At 69.0% G+C, this 16,187-nt stretch carries 12 protein-coding genes; 5 read left to right on the top strand and 7 right to left on the bottom strand.

The features are described from left to right. Positions 1 to 55: 55 nt before the first annotated feature. Together pabB and ACYQ6W_RS17265 are read left to right on the top strand one after the other, a co-directional pair. Positions 56 to 1,447, top strand: a complete 1,392-nt coding sequence (gene pabB, locus ACYQ6W_RS17270) for an aminodeoxychorismate synthase component I (RefSeq protein WP_459677016.1) — start codon at positions 56 to 58, stop codon at positions 1,445 to 1,447. Next, positions 1,444 to 2,235 carry an aminotransferase class IV gene (locus ACYQ6W_RS17265; protein ID WP_459677015.1) on the top strand — a complete coding sequence of 264 codons (792 nt, stop codon included), beginning with the start codon at positions 1,444 to 1,446 and terminating at the stop codon, positions 2,233 to 2,235. Before pabB ends, ACYQ6W_RS17265 begins: the two co-directional genes overlap by 4 nt. Positions 2,236 to 2,246: 11 nt before the next feature. On the opposite strand, the gene ACYQ6W_RS17260 is transcribed toward ACYQ6W_RS17265, so the two are convergent. Together ACYQ6W_RS17260 and ACYQ6W_RS17255 are read right to left on the bottom strand one after the other, a co-directional pair. Next, entirely contained in the window at positions 2,247 to 2,528 is a 282-nt protein-coding gene (locus ACYQ6W_RS17260; protein ID WP_459677014.1) for a DUF427 domain-containing protein, read from the bottom strand. A 10-nt stretch (positions 2,529 to 2,538) separates the two neighbouring features. Continuing rightward, positions 2,539 to 2,889, bottom strand: a complete 351-nt coding sequence (locus tag ACYQ6W_RS17255) for a 4a-hydroxytetrahydrobiopterin dehydratase (RefSeq protein WP_459677013.1) — start codon at positions 2,887 to 2,889, stop codon at positions 2,539 to 2,541. 271 nt (positions 2,890 to 3,160) lie between these two features. On the opposite strand from ACYQ6W_RS17255, the gene gndA reads away from it, so the two are divergent. Together gndA and ACYQ6W_RS17245 are read left to right on the top strand one after the other, a co-directional pair. After that, entirely contained in the window at positions 3,161 to 4,606 is a 1,446-nt protein-coding gene (gndA, locus tag ACYQ6W_RS17250; RefSeq protein ID WP_459677012.1) for an NADP-dependent phosphogluconate dehydrogenase, read from the top strand. Positions 4,607 to 4,609: 3 nt separating this feature from the next. After that, positions 4,610 to 6,067 carry a DHA2 family efflux MFS transporter permease subunit gene (locus tag ACYQ6W_RS17245; protein WP_459677011.1) on the top strand — a complete coding sequence of 486 codons (1,458 nt, stop codon included), beginning with the start codon at positions 4,610 to 4,612 and terminating at the stop codon, positions 6,065 to 6,067. 6 nt (positions 6,068 to 6,073) lie between these two features. Here the strand turns inward: ACYQ6W_RS17245 and ACYQ6W_RS17240 are convergent, their stop codons facing one another. Continuing rightward, the gene (locus ACYQ6W_RS17240) at positions 6,074 to 7,114 is read right to left on the bottom strand and encodes a hypothetical protein (protein WP_459677010.1); all 1,041 of its coding nucleotides are present in this window, start codon (positions 7,112 to 7,114) and stop codon (positions 6,074 to 6,076) included. 336 nt (positions 7,115 to 7,450) lie between these two features. Here ACYQ6W_RS17240 and ACYQ6W_RS17235 point away from each other — a divergent pair, with 336 nt between their 5' ends. Further along, positions 7,451 to 8,839: an MATE family efflux transporter gene (locus ACYQ6W_RS17235; protein ID WP_459677008.1), complete on the top strand. Its 1,389-nt coding sequence runs from the start codon at positions 7,451 to 7,453 to the stop codon at positions 8,837 to 8,839. Positions 8,840 to 8,846: 7 nt separating this feature from the next. Here the strand turns inward: ACYQ6W_RS17235 and ACYQ6W_RS17230 are convergent, their stop codons facing one another. The 4 genes from ACYQ6W_RS17230 to ACYQ6W_RS17215 form a co-directional block, all read right to left on the bottom strand. Beyond that, positions 8,847 to 10,145, bottom strand: a complete 1,299-nt coding sequence (locus tag ACYQ6W_RS17230) for a glycosyltransferase (RefSeq protein ID WP_459677006.1) — start codon at positions 10,143 to 10,145, stop codon at positions 8,847 to 8,849. A 123-nt stretch (positions 10,146 to 10,268) separates the two neighbouring features. Further along, positions 10,269 to 11,207, bottom strand: a complete 939-nt coding sequence (locus ACYQ6W_RS17225) for a hypothetical protein (RefSeq protein WP_459677005.1) — start codon at positions 11,205 to 11,207, stop codon at positions 10,269 to 10,271. 122 nt (positions 11,208 to 11,329) lie between these two features. Further along, a complete protein-coding gene (locus ACYQ6W_RS17220) occupies positions 11,330 to 14,341 on the bottom strand; it encodes a glycosyltransferase (protein ID WP_459677003.1) in 3,012 nt (1,003 codons plus the stop codon). 3 nt (positions 14,342 to 14,344) lie between these two features. Then, positions 14,345 to 16,177 carry a tetratricopeptide repeat protein gene (locus ACYQ6W_RS17215; protein WP_459677002.1) on the bottom strand — a complete coding sequence of 611 codons (1,833 nt, stop codon included), beginning with the start codon at positions 16,175 to 16,177 and terminating at the stop codon, positions 14,345 to 14,347. Positions 16,178 to 16,187: the final 10 nt, after the last annotated feature.

Raw genomic sequence — 16,187 nt, 5'->3', positions numbered from 1 at the left:
GGGGCAGGGCCGCTCTCTTGTGAGAGACGGGGGTCCGGCTTACGGACGTGAGCGCATGATCCATATCGAAGAGCTTCCCTGGCACCCGCCCGAACGGGCCTTCACGGTCTTCGCCTCCGACCGCGACCTGGCCTTTCTCGACAGCGCCGCCACAGGCGATGCGCGCAGCCGCTACGCCTATCTCTGTCCGGAGCCCTTCGGGCGGATCACCGCTACGGGTGAGATCGTCCTGCGCGATGGCAGGCGCCAGCCAGGCGATCCCTTCGCAACCTTGGCTGCGGCTCTCGAGGATTTCGCGCTGCCGGGGATCGCCGGGCCGGTGCCGTTTCTCGGCGGTGCCGTCGGCTATTTCGGCTATGAACTCGGCCGCTGGTTGGAGCGTCTGCCGGCGCGGCACGCGGCCGTGCCGCAGGTGCCGGACATGGCCTTCGGCCTGCACGACGTGATCCTTGCCTTCGACACCTGGGAAGAACGCTGCTGGCTGCTGTCTTCCGGCCTGCCGGAGCGGGACACGGCCGCGCGCCAGGCCCGTGCACGCACCAGGGCCACCGCCATCCGCACGCGGCTCGATCAGACCGCTCGCGTGCGCGTCTCGCCGGGCTGGCCGCGCTTCGATTTCCAGCCGGACCTGTCTCGTGACGCGTATGAGGCCCGCATCGCCCGCATCCTCGACTTCATCCGGGCGGGGGACATCTTCCAGGCGAACTTCACCATGGCGCACAGGGCGGCCCGGCCGGCGGGGCTTGATCCCGCGGCGCTCTACGCCGCGCTGCGGCGGCGCAATCCGGCGCCGTTCGCCGCCTATCTCGCCTTCGACGCGCTGCATCTTCTCAGCGCCTCGCCCGAACGCTTCCTGCGGCTCGATGCGGGGGGTGCCGTGGAGACCCGGCCGATCAAAGGCACGCGGCTGCGGGGCGAGACGCCCGCCGCAGACCGCGCGGCCGCCGAGGCTCTGGCGGCGAGTGCCAAGGACCGCGCCGAGAACCTCATGATCGTCGATCTGATGCGCAACGATCTCGGCCACGTCGCGCAGACGGGCTCGGTGCGCGTGCCGCAATTCCTGGCGGTGGAGAGTTTTGCGACCGTCCACCACCTCGTCTCGGCGGTGACGGCGCGACTGCGCCCGGGGCTCGGGCCCGTCGATCTGCTGCGCGCGACCTTCCCCGGGGGGTCGATCACCGGTGCGCCGAAGATCCGCGCGATGGAGATCATCGACGCGCTCGAAGCCTCGGCCCGTGGCCCCTATTGCGGCGCCATTGCCTGGCTCGGGTTCGACGGCGCGATGGACAGCAGCATCACCATCCGCACCCTGGTATTGACGCCCGCGCAGATCATCGCGCAGGCCGGGGGCGGGATCGTCGCCGATTCCGATCCGGCGGGCGAATACGAGGAGCACTTGCACAAGCTCGCACCGCTGCTCGCGCTGGGCGAGGGAGGGGAGGCATGAGGGTCTGGCTGAACGGCGCCCTGCTGTCCGCGGCCGAAGCGCGCATCGATCCGGCCGATCGCGGCTTCACCCTGGGCGATGGCCTCTTCGAGACGATGCGCGTGGCGGGTGGCGCGCCCCGCCATCTCACCCGCCATCTGGTGCGGCTGCGGCGCGGCTGCGCGCTGCTCGATCTCCCCTGCCCATACGGCGATGACGCTCTCTCGGACGCGATGGCGGTTCTGTTTGCGGCCGAGGCACGGCAGGAGGGGGTTCTCCGCCTCACCCTGTCCCGTGGTGTCATGGCGCGGGGCGTGCTGCCGCAGGGAGAGGCGCGGCCCACGATTCTGATCACCGCCCGCCCTCTGCCACCACCGCTGCCGCCGGCGCGGCTGATCGTGGCGGAGACGACGCGGCGGAACGAGCAGTCTCCCCTCAGCCGGATCAAGTCCCTGAACTATCTGGACGCGATTCTGGCGCGCCAGGAAGCGGCGGCGCGCGGCGCGGATGACGCGGTGATGCTCAACACACAAGGAATGGTCGCGGAAGCGACGGCCGCCAATCTCTTCATGATGCGGGACGGGCGGATCGTCACGCCGCGGATCGAGGATGGGGCTCTGCCCGGCATCGCCCGGGCGCTCATCCTGGAACGGATCGCGGTGGAGGAGCGCCCGGTCTCGCGCGCAGACCTGCAGCGGGCGGAGGCACTGTTCCTCTCGAACAGTCTCGGGGTGCGCGCGGTCGCCGAGATCGACGGCCGCGCCCTCTCGCCTCGACCCGATCTGCTGCGGGTCCTGGCCGATCCTTAGATCAGCAGGCGTCAGTTCGAGACGGTGACGCCCTTCCAGAAGGCCACCCGGTCGCGGATATTGGCCGCGGCCTCTTTGGGCTCCGGGTAGTACCAAACGGCGTTGGGATTGGTCTGGTCCCCCACCACCAGGTCATAGTAATGCGCCGTGCCCTTCCACGGGCAGATGCTGGTGTGCGTGCTTTGCCGCACCAGATCCTGCCGCAGCGACTCCGCCGGAAAATAGGCATTGCCTTCGACGGTCACGATGTCGTCGCTCTCGGCGATGATCGTGTCCTGCCAGATCGCTCTCATGAAAGTCTCCTCATCGTTCGGCCGCACCGGGACGGGTGAGCGCTTCGATCTTGGCAGCGAGCACGAAATCCGCCCGGCTCAGGCCGCCGATCGCATGCGTGTGGAGGGAGATGGCGACGTAGCCCCAGCCGAAGGCCAGATCGGGATGATGGCCCTGCTCTTCGGCGATGGTGCCGATGCGTACGACGTAGTCGAGCGCTGTCGCGAAGTCGTGAAATTTCAGGTGCCGTTCCAGCCGCTTGCGGTCTTCAGACAGGCGCCAGCCCGGCACTTCCTGCAGAAGCTGGTCGATTTCGGCGGGGGGAAGGGGCGGCGTGTCGCCCCGGCAGGGTTCACAGACCTCCTGAACCAGGCTGGACATGGCGCTCTCCGGGATGTTCGTGGCTCGTGATTTAGCTGAGACGGCGACCGAGCCGCCACAAGGCGGCGCCGATGATATTGACGTCATCCGGGGCTGTCAGCCAATTCCCCACGGTGCAAGCTCTGCCTGCGCCGGGGCGGCATGCGGCGACAAGACTGGCACGGCAGGCCGAGGGCAGTAGGGTTTCGTCGGATCATCATCTCATCACGCGTGCGCATGGGTCCAAGTTGGCGCCCGCGTCCAAAAGCGTCATCCACCGGAGGAAGTTTGCATGAGTGACCAACAGGCGGCCGGCAAGGCCGATATCGGCGTTCTCGGCCTGGCCGTCATGGGGGCCAACCTCGCGCGCAACGCGGCGCGCAAGGGTTTCGGCGTGGCGCTGTTCAACCGCAATCACGAGCGCACCGACAAGCTGATGGCCGAGCACGGCGCGGAAGGGCGTTTCTACCCGGCCAAGACGATCGAGGCATTCGTCGCCTCTCTGGCCAAGCCGCGTGCCATCATCATCATGGTCAAGGCCGGCAAGCCGGTGGACGACATGATCGAGGAATTGATCGGCCATCTCGAGCCGGACGACATCATCATCGACGGCGGCAACTCGCTCTACACGGACACCGCCCGCCGCTTCAAACGCTGCGAGGACGCCAAGATCCGCTTCGTCGGCATGGGCGTCTCGGGCGGTGAGGAAGGGGCGCTGGAAGGCCCCTCGATGATGCCGGGCGGCGACCGCGCGGCCTATGAGCGCATCGCCCCGATCGTCACCAAGATGGCCGTCTCCGTCGATGGCACGCCTTGCTGCACCTATATCGGCCCGGATGGCGCCGGCCATTACGTGAAGATGGTGCACAACGGTATCGAATATGCCGACATGCAGCTCATCACCGAAGCATATGACCTGATGCAGACGCTATATGGTCTCGATGCCAAGGCCATGGGCGACATCTTCGCCGACTGGAAGCAGGGCGACCTCGACAGCTACCTCATCGAGATCACCGCCGCCGTGCTGCGCAAGACGGACAGCACCGGCAAGCCGCTGGTCGACGCCATCGTGGACGAGGCGGAGCAGAAGGGCACCGGCCGCTGGACGGCGCAGAACGCGCTCGAACTCGGCGTGCCGGTGACGGCGATCACCGAGGCGGTCTTTGCCCGCGCCCTGTCCGGTCGTCGCGCGATGCGGGCGGAAGCGGAGAAGAAGCTGCCGCATCCGGCCGTCAGCCAGCGCAAGCCGGAGCGTGCCGAGATCGACGCGATCCGCGATGCCCTCTACGCCTCCAAGATCGTCGCCTATGCGCAGGGCTTCGAGCAGATGGCCGTCGCCTCCGCGCAATATGGCTGGAACCTCACCCTCGGCGACATGGCGACCATCTGGCGCGGCGGCTGCATCATCCGCGCCCGCTTCCTCGACCGCATCAAGGAAGCCTATGACCGTGACGCCAAACTCTCCAACCTGCTGCTGGACGACTACTTCCGCGATGCGGTGGTGAAGGCGGAGGAGTCCTGGCGCCGGGTCATCGTGCTCGCGGTGCAGAACGGTGTCGCTGTGCCGGCCTTCTCCTCGGCGCTCGCCTATTACGACGGTCTGCGGCGCGCGCGGGGGCCGGCCAATCTGTTGCAGGGCCTGCGCGATTACTTCGGCGCCCATACCTATCGCCGCCTGGACAAGGAAGGCTCCTTCCACACCCGTTGGAGCCAGGATGGCAGCGAGGTGGAGGCCTGAGGCTTGCCGGCTGAGACCGGCGCCTACCCCCCGGCGGCACCTGCCGCCGGGGGTAAGCGGGCGAAGAAGCGCCTGCCGCGGGAGATGCGGACCACGGCGCTGATCGTCGCCAGCGCCTTCTTCATGCAAAATCTGGATTCGACGGTCGTCGCGACGGCGCTGCCCGCCATGGCGAAGAGCTTCGACGTCGCGCCGGTCACCATGAACATCGCCATCACCTCCTATCTGGTGAGCCTCGCCGCCTGCATTCCGGCCAGCGGCTGGTTCGCGGATCGCTTCGGCGCCCGCACCGTCTTTCGCGCTGCCATTCTCGTCTTCACCCTGGCCTCGGTCCTCTGCGGCATGTCCGACAGCCTCGGTCTGCTGGTCATCGCCCGCATCCTGCAGGGCTTGGGCGGGGCGATGATGGTGCCGGTCGGGCGCCTGCTGCTGTTGCGCCGGGTCGGCAAGAAGGATCTGGTCTCGGTGATGTCCTGGCTCACCATGCCAGGCCTGCTCGGCCCGGTGATCGGCCCGCCCGTCGGCGGCTTCCTAGTGACGACCCTCTCCTGGCATTGGATTTTCTTCATCAACATTCCGATCGGCGCGTTGGGCGTCCTGCTCGTCACCCTCTTCATCCGCGAGGACGAGAGGGTCGCCGCGACGCAGTTCGACATGGTGGGCCAGATCCTGGCCGGCATCGGCATGGCGGGGCTGATCATGGGCCTTTCCTCCTTCGGGCGCGGTGCGCTGCCGCCTGCGCTCGCGGTGGGTCTGACCGCTGTCGGTGCCGCCGCGGCCGGGGCCTATCTGCGCCATGCCCGGCGCACGCCGCATCCGCTGCTGGACGTGACCCTTCTCAAGATTCCGACCTTCGCGATTTCCGTCGGCGCAGGCTCGCTCTTTCGCGTCGGCATCGGCGCCATGCCCTTCCTGCTGCCGCTGATGCTACAGATCGGCTTCGGCTTGAGCGCCTTTCACAGCGGCCTCGTCACCTTCGTCAGTGCGGCGGGCGCCCTCGTCACCAAGCCGGTGGCGCGGCCGGCGCTGAAGCGTCTCGGCTTTCGCACCTTGCTCGCGGGCAATGCGTTGATCTCGGCTCTGGTGCTGGGGCTGACGGCGGCCTTCCGGCCGGACTGGCCGCTCGCCGTGATCTACGGCGTGCTGCTGCTCGGCGGCGTTTTCCGCTCGCTGCAATTCACCGCCTACAACACCATCGCCTATGCCGACATCCCGGAACTGCGGATGAGTGCCGCCACCAGCTTCTACAGCACGCTGCAGCAGCTCTCGCTGACGGCGGGCGTCACGCTCGGCGCTGCGGCGCTCGGCCTTGCGGGCTTCCTGGCCGGCAAGCCCCATCCCAGGCTCGAGGATTTCTCCGCGGCCTTTCTGGTGGTTGCCGCCGTCATGCTGCCGGCGGCCTTCCTCGCGCTCCGCCTGCCGCAGGACGCGGGGGCGGAGATGTCAGGCCACCGCGCCTGACGCGCCTCAGGGCTTGGGCGGCTCCGTCAGCAGGGTGCGCGCCTGGGCGATGGCGATGCCCGTGAGATCCAGCGCCTCGGACAGATCCTGCGCCGGCCCCATGTCCCGTGCCTTGGCCGTCTTCGGCAGAGGATAGGTCTGCTCCCCGCCCACGACGAGCGGCGTGCCCGGCATATGGGCGAAGCAGGAGATGGTGACGCTCTTCTTGCCGAGGGGGTGGAAGCGCAGGCAGGCGATCGTCACCGGTTGCGCCTGCGCGCCCTTGGGTCCCTCGTCCTTCGCCGCATCGGTCGCGAAAAAGCCGGGGCCATGGCCGATATAGGCGAAGCTGCCCCGGCGCTTGTCCGGCGCGAGGGAAACGTAATCCGCCGCCGCGGCCTCATCGGCGAAGACGCGATAGATTAGCGTTGCGTCTGGGCCGACCATCTGCGGATCGGGATGCGCGATGATCTCGCCATAGGCCGGCTTGTCCTTGGTGGGCGCGCCGGCAGGCTGGGAGGTGACGGAGAGGATCTGGATCGGCATGCCGTTGAAGAGGGCGGGGCCAGCGGCCATGGCCTTCACGCGGTCGAAGAGGGACGGCGCGGCGCTGGCGGCCTCCGGGCTTGCCACGGGCGGCGTCGGGGAGGGCGGGGCGGCTGGCGCCGATGCCGCGGCCGTCTTCATCTCGGCGGCGAAGGGGGATTGGTCGGCGCAGCGCGTCTTGAGGACCATGGTGGTGCCGTTCGACCAGGCGACCGCTTGCCCGTTCAGCCCGAAGGCGAAGGTGCCGCTCTGGCTGCCTTGCGTGAAGGTGATGCTGCCACCGTTCAGGGCATAGCGCGTCACCGGGCTGTCCGGCCCTGCGCCGCCGAGCACGACCGTCCCATCGGGGCGGAACACCGCCACGTCGGCCGTGCAACTGCTGTCGTCACCCCAGGCGCCGAGCAGGCCGGGGGGTAGGGTGGCGTCGTCGGCATGGGCGGCAGGCGGCAGCGTGAGGCATGACAGAAAGAGCCCGGCGGCCGTCAGAGGCAGGAGAAGCGTCGGCGAGAGGCGAGAAAGCATCGGCGTCCTTTCGGAAGAGCGGCGCACCCTAGCCCGATCGGTGGCTGCGCCCAAATACGCAGCCCTCGCATTTGCAGTTCGTTCCGGCTCGGGCTATGAGCGGAATGGTTCAACCGCACGCGGAGAGGGAGGGTCGATGTACAGCCGTATGACGCATGATCATCCCCTGCCGCCTGCCTGGACGGCACGACCTGGAAAGGCGGCCCTGCCGACGCACTGAGGCAGGCCCGCCTGAGCGGCACGACAGCGGCCCATCCGCGCCCTGCGTTCCCCGCGGTCTCTCCCGTCCATGCCCTGCGGTCTTCCGCACCAGGGTTGAATCATAGGCATCTCGTTATGTCGTCGCGCGTTATGGGCACCGTTGCGGTGCAGCCTTTCCTGCGGGAGGTGAAAACCCTCATTCCGCTCGCCTTGCCGCTCGTCCTCGGGCAGCTCTTCGGCATCGGCACCGAAGTCATCCTCTCCTATTTCGCCGGTCATATGGATGCGGCGACCATGGCGGCCGTGGCCCTCGGCGGCAGCCTCTGGATCATCGCCTTCATGGCCGTGCTCGGCCTGATGATGGCGGTGCAGCCCGCCGTCTCTGCCCTGCACGGGGCGGAACGCCAGCACGAAGCCGGCCATCTGCTGGCGCAGGCGATCCTGCTCGGGCTCGGCGCGGGCAGCGTCGCTGGTCTCGCGCTCGTTTTGATCGGCCCGCATCTCGCCGGCATCATGGGTCTGCCGCACGAGGCCGTGCCGGGCATCGACGGCTTCATGCGCGGTGCCGCCTGGTCGATCCCGGCGCTGGGACTCCTCACCGCCTGCCGCGGCCTGTCGGAGGGTCTTTCCATGACCCGCCCGACGATGGTGGTGGGCGCTGTCGGTCTCGCTCTGCTCGTGCCGGCAGCGCGGGTGCTGATCCCCGGCGTCACGCTGCCGGGCCTCGGCCCAGTCGGTGGCTTCGGCGCGACCGGGGGTGGCATTGCGCTCGCCTTCGTGCTCTGGGCCGAAGCGCTCACCTATCTCGGCTGGATCACCTTTTCCGGCCGCTACCCGATGGTGGTGTGGAGCTGGGCTGCCCTGCGGCCGGATGGCGCCGTGTTGCTGCGCTTCCTTAAGGTCGGTCTGCCCATCGCGGTCACCACCATGTTCGAAGTCTGCATGTTTTCGGTGGCGACCCTCATGGCGGGCTGGTTCGGCGCCGTGGCCGTCGCCGGGCATCAGGTGGGGCTGATGGTGACGGCGGTCTTCTTCATGACCCCACTCGGCCTGTCGCTTGCCGTCACCGTCCGCGTCGGCCGGGCGGTCGGCCGCGGGGATCGGGCCGGCGTGCGCCTGGCGGGGTTCGCCGGCTTCGCCCTGATGCTGATGAGCCAAAGCATCAGCTGTGCGCTGATGATCTTCGCGGCCGGGCCGATCGCGGTGTTCTTCACGGACGTCCCGGCGGTGCAGGCCCTGGCCGCACGGCTGCTGCACTTCGCCGCGATCTTCCAATTCATGGATGGGGCGCAGGTGGTTGCGATGGGGGCGCTGCGCGGCCAGGAGGACACGCGCAGCCCCATGCTGCTCGCCATGTGCGCCTATTGGCTGGTCGGCGTGCCGGCCGGCGGCCTGCTGGCCTTCGTCGGCGGCCTCGGCGTCATCGGCATCTGGGCCGGGCTGATGATCGGCCTGACCCTGGCCGCGACCCTGCTCGGCGGCCGGTTTTTGTGGCTGACCTCGGCGCGCCGTCGCCTCTGCTGAACCGGCCTCAGACTTTCACCCGGGCCGGCCGTGGCGGTGTTTGCGCTGCGGCCGGTCTCTTGGATGAGGCGGGCGCGAGGCTCATGCCCGTCAGCTTCTCGACGAGCGCGGCATAGGCCGTGAGATAGGCTTCGCGGTCGAGATGCGCTTCCGCATAGGCGCGGGCATTGGCCCGCAGGCGGCGCGCCAGCGCCGGCTCTTCGAGCAGGCGCAGGATGCCGTCGGCGATGCGAGCAGGCTCGAGGAAGGGCACGAGCAGGCCCGTCTCCTCATGCGTCACGAACTCCCGCACAGGGGGCGTATCACTGCCGATGATCGCACAACCGACCGCCATGGCCTCGCGCAAGGACCAGGAGGCGACGAAGGGATAGGTGAGATAGACGTGTACGTCGGACCGGCGCAGCAGCGCGATGTGGGTTTCGTACGGTACTTGGCCCAGGAAGTGCACCCGGCTCGTATCGTATTTGCCGGCCATCTCCCGCAGCATGGTCTCTTTCCAGCTCGACCCGTCATCGGGCAAGGCGCCGTAGCCGGGCTTGTCGTCGCCCACCAGCGTCACGTGCAGGTCCGGCCGTGCCGCGAGCAAAGCGGGCAGGGCGCGCATCAGCACGTGGAAGCCGCGATAGGGTTCGAGGTTCCGCGCCATGTAGGTGACGAGCTTGTGGCGGGGTTCGATCTTGAAGCCGTCCGGCAGGGTCAGATGCCGGCTCGCGCGCGGTGCCGCGGGGCTGCATGTTGTAAGGTCAACGCCTTCGGGCAGGAGATGGATGCGCGGATGCGCCCATTCCGGATAGGTGCCGAGCTGCCAGGCCGTCGGCGTCTGCCCGAAGGTCTCCGTCATGTTGAGGGCGAGGAGGTTCACCGCGTTCTTCGAGCGCACCATCGGCAGGCGCTTTTCCGGCAGCGGAAACTCCGGGTCAAAATGCACGTCCTGCCCAACGAGATTATAGAAGAATTCGAAGTAGCCGAGGATCGGCACGTTCGGGAAAACGTCCTGCAGGTTGAGCAATTCACCCCAGCCGTGATGGCCGATGATGATGTCCGGCTGGAAGCCGAGTACCTTGATCTGTGCTGCGGCATTGGCGGCCGCTTCCGCCCGGCGCACCGCAATTTCGAACTCCCGTGCATGTTCGTGGATGCGCACGTCCGAGGCGCGGGGCGAGACATAGGCGATCTTCCGCACGTTCGCCATGAAGTTCGGATTGGGCTCGGACAGGAAGGCGACCTCGTGGTCGCGCTTCGTCAGGTAGCTGACGAAATGAAGGTATTGTCCGGGAAAGTTCTGATGGACGAAGAGAAAGCGCAACGACGCGTATCCTGTTCGGGTCGGCCGCCGCCATGGTCAGTGGGGCGGGTCTCCCTCGGCGTGATCCCGCGCTGGAGCGAGCCTCGGAGAACGCGACGGTGCCGCGCCTCCGAGGTCTCGTCCTCAGCGGGCTTTGGGCTTCGCCCGCGCCGTCGTCGTGGCGGGGGTCTTGGCCGCCGGCGTCGCGGCCTTGGGCGCAGGTTTGGCGGCGGCCGCTTTCGGGGCGGAGGCGCCGCGCGCACCACCCTTCGGCGTCAGTGTGATCTGCATGGCTTCGAGCGGGGAAAGCGAGGGCGCCTCGCAGCTGTCCTCGCTGCCGAGATCCTCGAGCTTGGTGCCGTCGACGAAGGATGCGTCGATGCTGAGATCGTAGCGGCGAGCGGCCGCATCGCTCAGCTTCAGCTTGAAGCCGAGGATCGGCAGGGCCATGCCGCGGCTGCCGCAGAACTGTCCGGCTTCGACCCAGGGGGACAGCCAGCCGCGGCCGAGAACCGCCTGATAGGTGAGATCGGCCGGCGCCAGACCGTCCGGCGCGCTCAGGCTGAAGCCTTCGATGGCGCGCTGGTGGCCGGGTTCGCCCACCCATGTGCCGAAGGCGCCACCCACGTCGCCCATGCTCTGGATATGCGCGATGACGTCATGCTTTTCTTTCAGCACCATGACAGGTGCGCGCGCCGCGCCCGCCGCTGCCGGCGCCGCCGCTTCCGCGCCCGCTTCCGAAAGGCGCAGCACGCGCAGCTTGGGCGCCCCGTCGGTGCTGCCGCTCGGCTGGTAGATGGTGATGAGGATCTGGGCCGGACCTTCGAGCACGCGGATGAGCGCGGCATCGCCGCCGCCGCTCAGCCAGCCATCGGCGCGGAAGGTCGCGATCGTGACATTGCTGTCGGTCGGATCCGTCGCGGAGACACGCACCCCCGAGAGATGGCTGTCAGCACCGTAGGAGGAACCGTTGACCAGGCAGAAGACGCCGGTATCGAGGCTCATCAGATGGGCGGATGCCCGCAACTCCTGCACACGATTCTCCTGAGAGCGGGCGGAAGCATGCCGTTCGGACTGGGACATTCAATCCTCTTCATCGATAGGCTGGGTCAAAACGGCGCCACGGGGCGCCCAGGCAAGGCAATCGCTGGACTTGCTTGGAGTTGTGCAACGGCTGGCTGCGGGCCGCAATACGCAGTTCCGAGTTAATTAGGGCTTTCTGCCAAAGAGATCAGCGCGTTGTTGATGCCGGCCGCAGGCAGCGCCAGGGGCAGTACCCAGCCTAGTCCGGTCTCGCGAACCCGTTCCGCTTGTGTTCCGATATCGAAGACCGCCGCGCGCAGGCCCGCGGCCCAAGCGTCGCTCAGCGCGAAACACCATGTTTCCGGCCAGATGGAGGGGATGAAGGCGATCTCCGCCTCCTGTGCCGCGATTTCCGCGACGGCCTCTTCGGGCGCAAACCGATAGGTGATGCGCACCCGTCCCGTCTCGATCAGCCGCAGATCGTCATGCGTGTAGCCGATGATGACAAATTCGAGAGGCAGGTCTCGGCGCGCCGCGTCGCGTGCGCAATCGAGGAGCACGTCGTAGCCTTTTTCGGTGCCGAGCGCCCCGATCACGGCGATCCGGAGGGGCGCGCCCGGCCGCCGCGGTGCGGCACGGGGCCGCCGCGGCAGGGTCTTGGGATCCGTCTGCCACGGCGCGATCCTGGCGTCTCGCGTGGGCACGTAGCGGCGGAAGCGCGCTTCCACCTCGGGCGAGGGGAAGGTGACGTGGCGGGCCGCTGCAAATTCGGCCGCGGTGCGGGCACGCAGCGCCGGCACCGTGATCTCTTCGCGCAGCCGGCTGCCGAGATCGGCGACGCAGGCCGCGCAGGTCGCGGCGTCGGGCTCGCCGCAATAGCGGCCGGTGACGGTGACGAGGGTGACGCGCGGGCAGATGGCGGCATAGTCGTGCACCACGATGTCGAGCGGGATGCCGAGGAGAGCAGCAAGATCGGCGACGGCGGGGGCATGGCCCAGCCGGTGGTGCAGTTCGACGTGCTGCGGCCGTTCGGCGCGCAGGAAGGACAGCAGCGCCCGCATCTCCTCCGGCAGTCGGAAGATGAGGTTGGGAAAGTCCGCGGCCCAGGGATTGCCGCTGTCGAGGCCGGTCGCAACGCGGCAGCCGCCGCCCTCCGCGGGACGCAGCAGGATCGGCGTCAGGCCTTGTCGCGCCAGCGCCTGGGCGCGGGCCCGGACCTGGCGCTCCACCCCGCCGCCTTCCTCATGGGTGATGAGCAGCACCGAGGCCCGCGCCGTGCCACGGCGCCGGCCGGCCAGCCAGCGCGCACGGTCAAACCGCCGGCGGGCCTCGGCCAGGGGATCGGCAGCGATGTGGGCGGCGACGAGCGCACCATAGCCCGGATGCAGACGCTCCAGCAGCGCTTCGTTCCGGCGCAGCAGATGGGCGCGGGCGGCACCAAAGGAATGGCCGCCGATATGGGCGACGAAGACGCCCGGGGCGGCGACGTGGCGCCAGCCGAGATGGCGCGCCCGCATGCAGAAGTCGTTCTCCTCGCCATAGCCCTGGGCGAAGACGTCCTCCCGGAAGGGCCCGGTCTCGGCCAGACAGGCCGCCCGGATATACATGCAGAAGCCGACGCTGGTCGGGATGTCCACGACGGCGGCGCCGTTTGCTTTCCAAGCCAGGGCGTCGATGCCGTCCAGTTCATCCTCCGCCGGGGGCGGCTGCCGGTCGTCGGCACGCGGATAGCTGAGGATGGTCGCCTCGTTCGAGAGCGGAGCCACGGTCCCGATGTCAGGCGCAGAATAGGCGGCGTCCCGCAGCCGCTCCAGCCACCCTGGCGGCACCAGCGCGTCGCTGTTGAGGAGAACCACGTCGCGGCCCTCGGCGGCCGCCATGCCGCGGTTGACGCTGCCGGGAAAGCCGAGGTTGCGCGCGTTGCGGATCAGGGTGATGCGGCGCCGGGCGGCAAGGGCGTCGATCGCGGCGGACAGGGCAGGTTCCGGCGACTGGTCGTCGACGACGATGACGCGGGTACCGCGCGGCACGGAAGCCAGCAGGCGGGTGAGGCACTGCAGCGTCGTCTCCAGGCCGCGATAGACGGGCAGGATGACGGCGAGGCCGGGCAGGGCGCGGCGCGGGCGCGGCGCCCCAGGTGAGCCGACGGGCCGAGGTGGAACCTCCGGCTCTACCCAGAGCGGCAGCAGGGGTTGGTCCGGCCAGGACGGGCGGCTGCGCGCGACGAAACGGACCGCGGCCTGGGCGGAGCGCACCCATTGGCCCGGCACCACGGGGCTGCCGGTGAGATCGCGGCCGTGCGCATCCCGCACATGGACCAAACCGCTGAGGTCCTCCCCGTCATGGCGGAAGACCTTGGGCGCGGTAAGGCCGTCCTTGTCGGGGTAGTGGGCAGCCTCTTCCGTCACCAGCGGCGATGCGAGCTGACGTCCGTCCGCGGTTTGCAGATGGAGGTGGACGCGCGCATCGGGATTGGCGGGCATCCAGGCCCATCCCGTCAGACCCATGCCTGCGCCGGCGACGAAGCCTTCGACCAGGCGATGCCGTGTCAGGTCGATCGGGCTGCCGATCAAGGGCGCATCGCCCACCAAGACGGAGAGCGCCTGCGCCGTGCGCCACGAGCCAGGCAGGCGGTAGCGGCTGGGCGTTTCCTGGCGGCAGCGGATCGGGCGGCCGTCCAGCAAGAAGCGTGGCGCAGCGGTGCTAGAGACCGTGACGACGCCGCTCGCTTCCGCGGCACACCAGCCAAGACGCCCGAGATGGGAGGCGATGCTCACCGCGAGCGCGGGGAAGTCGTCGTCCGTTGGCGGGGCAAAGCGCGACAGCAATTGCCCTAGCAGGCGCCCCATCTCCTCCGGCGGCTGCGACAGGGTCGCCGCCGATAGCAGGCCGCGATGGGCGGGCAGGGTGTCGGACCGGCGCACGAGATCCTGGAAGATCGGAAAACAGCCGGGCTTGCCCTGGCGCAGCAGGGTCATGCCGAGCAGAAAGCGCACCTGCGTGTCATTGGGACCGAGGCGGAGCGCGCGTTCCGCCCAGAACTGCGCCTCCTTCCACGCGCCAGCGCGGGCGGCCGCCTGCGCCCGGTTCCAGGCGTCGAGCGCGAGGGGCAGAACCTGGGGGCGTTCCGGCGCATCGCGCCGGCCGAGCAGCCAGTCGGACGGGGGTTCGGCGCTCGGCCGCTGCTGCGGCATCGCTCAGTTGTGGATGAGCTGCGGGCCTGCTTCCTGCGCCATGCCCGGCGCCGGGCTCGGTGGGCTCGCCGGCCGGGCGGTGGGGGCATCGCTCGCAACGGTGCGGGGATGGGCGGCGTCGATCGCCGCGATATCCGCCGCTGCCTCGGCAATGCCGTTGTCGAGCGCACGTTGCAGCCACAGGCGCGCCTGGTCGGGATCGGCAGGGCTGGCGAGGCCCAGGCGCAGATAACGGCCCAGCATCAGCTGCGCCTGGGGGTGGCCGCGGTCGGCCGCCTCTCGGAACCAGCGCAAGGCGCGTGCGCGATCCACCGGCACGTCATGGCCGCCGCCATAGAGGGCACCGAGGCCGAACATCGCTCCGCCATGGCCGAGCTCGGCCGCCTTTTCGAAGAGGCGCGCGGCTTCATGATGATCCCGCGGGCCCCCGCGGCCATTGACCAGCATTTCGGCGAGGGCGACGAGCGCATCGGCCATGCCGGCTTCGCCGGCGCGGGCGAACCAGAGGCGGGCGGCCGCCGCATCGGGTGCGACGCCGGTGCCCTCCAGCAGCATGCGTCCGTAATGATACTGGGCGTTGACGATCCCGTCGGCCGCGCGGTGCATCCAGAAGGCGGCACGCTCTGGGTCGCGTTCCACACCGAACCCCCGCGCCAGGCAGACGCTGAAATTGAAGGCGGCGATGAGGTCGCCGCTTTCCGCCGCCTGCTCGAACCAGGAGCGCATGCGGTCGGGGTCGCCCTCGCGAACGCTTCCCTGCAGCACGAGATTGGCGAGATCGACTTGGGAGGCGGTATTGCCGGCCGAGGCGGCGCGCTCGAACCACACGGCGGCCTCGTCCGCGTTGCGCGGGACCCCGGCGCCGGTGAGGTAGAGCATGCCGAGCGCGCGGGCCGCCATGGTGTGGCCGCCTTCGGCCGCGCGCTCGAACCAGACCGCGGCTTCGGCGAAATTCGGCGGCAGCGCGCCGCCCTTGGCGTAAAGATCGCCGACGAGGGCGGCGGCTTCGATGTCACCGGCGAGCGCCGCGCGCCGCAGCCAGGATTCGCCCGAGACCGGCTCCGCCTTGCAGCCGCGGCCTTCCAGCAGCGCGAGGCCGAGGCGGGCCATGGCGGAGCGCAGGCCGGTCGCCGCCGCCTTGTTGTAGAGACGGACCGCTTGCGGCAGATCCTGGGTCAAACCCACGCCATGTTCCAGCAGAACGCCATGGAGATATTGCGCCATGGGCAATTCGTCGTTCGACGCCGCGATGATCTGCGCAATGCCTTCGGGCTGCTGGCTGGTGTCCGGCCCGGCACGGCGGAGAATGGCGAGACCGAGGCCGAGCTTACCCTGTGGGCTGCCACCCTCGGCGGCGCGGCGATACCAGCTTTCCGCCTGTTCGAGATTGCGGATGGCTTCCGGCCCGGCGGTGAGGATGTAGCCCAGCAGCGCCTGGCCTTCGGCCGATCCCTGTTCGGCGGCGCGGCGCGCCCAGCCTTCGGCCGCAATGAAATCGGGCTGGGCCGACAGATGATCCGAGAAGAGCGCCGATCCACCCTTCTGGGTCTGATCCTCGATCTGTCCAGTCACCAGGAGGGTGGCGAGGGCGGTCTGCGCCTCGGCATGGCCTTGGGTCGCTGCGAGTTCCAGCCAGCGGCGGCCTTCGCTGCGGCTCGGGGGAACGCCCCGGCCCTGGATGTAGCAGAGGCCGACGCGGTATTCCGCGGCAGGCAGCTTGGCTTGGGCGGCGCGGGCGACGAGCTTGAAACCGGCTTCCCGGTCGCCAGACTCGAGCGCCGCTTCGCCCTTTTTCAAAAGGGCCGCAGCCCCCCCGAGATTCAGCCAGCCAAACACCAAGGCAATC

This window comes from Acidisoma sp. 7E03, assembly GCF_054665075.1.
This window is presented reverse-complemented; position numbering and strand designations above follow the sequence as displayed.

What these genes read in the sequence shown, in the direction of transcription:
- ACYQ6W_RS17240 (WP_459677010.1), bottom strand. Translation starts at nt 7,114, where the DNA reads ATGCTTTCTCGCCTCTCGCCGACGCTTCTCCTGCCTCTGACGGCCGCC.
- ACYQ6W_RS17260 (WP_459677014.1), bottom strand. Translation starts at nt 2,528, where the DNA reads ATGAGAGCGATCTGGCAGGACACGATCATCGCCGAGAGCGACGACATC.
- ACYQ6W_RS17255 (WP_459677013.1), bottom strand. Translation starts at nt 2,889, where the DNA reads ATGTCCAGCCTGGTTCAGGAGGTCTGTGAACCCTGCCGGGGCGACACG.
- ACYQ6W_RS17225 (WP_459677005.1), bottom strand. Translation starts at nt 11,207, where the DNA reads ATGTCCCAGTCCGAACGGCATGCTTCCGCCCGCTCTCAGGAGAATCGT.
- ACYQ6W_RS17265 (WP_459677015.1), top strand. Translation starts at nt 1,444, where the DNA reads ATGAGGGTCTGGCTGAACGGCGCCCTGCTGTCCGCGGCCGAAGCGCGC.
- ACYQ6W_RS17235 (WP_459677008.1), top strand. Translation starts at nt 7,451, where the DNA reads ATGTCGTCGCGCGTTATGGGCACCGTTGCGGTGCAGCCTTTCCTGCGG.
- gndA (WP_459677012.1), top strand. Translation starts at nt 3,161, where the DNA reads ATGAGTGACCAACAGGCGGCCGGCAAGGCCGATATCGGCGTTCTCGGC.
- ACYQ6W_RS17220 (WP_459677003.1), bottom strand. Translation starts at nt 14,341, where the DNA reads ATGCCGCAGCAGCGGCCGAGCGCCGAACCCCCGTCCGACTGGCTGCTC.
- pabB (WP_459677016.1), top strand. Translation starts at nt 56, where the DNA reads ATGATCCATATCGAAGAGCTTCCCTGGCACCCGCCCGAACGGGCCTTC.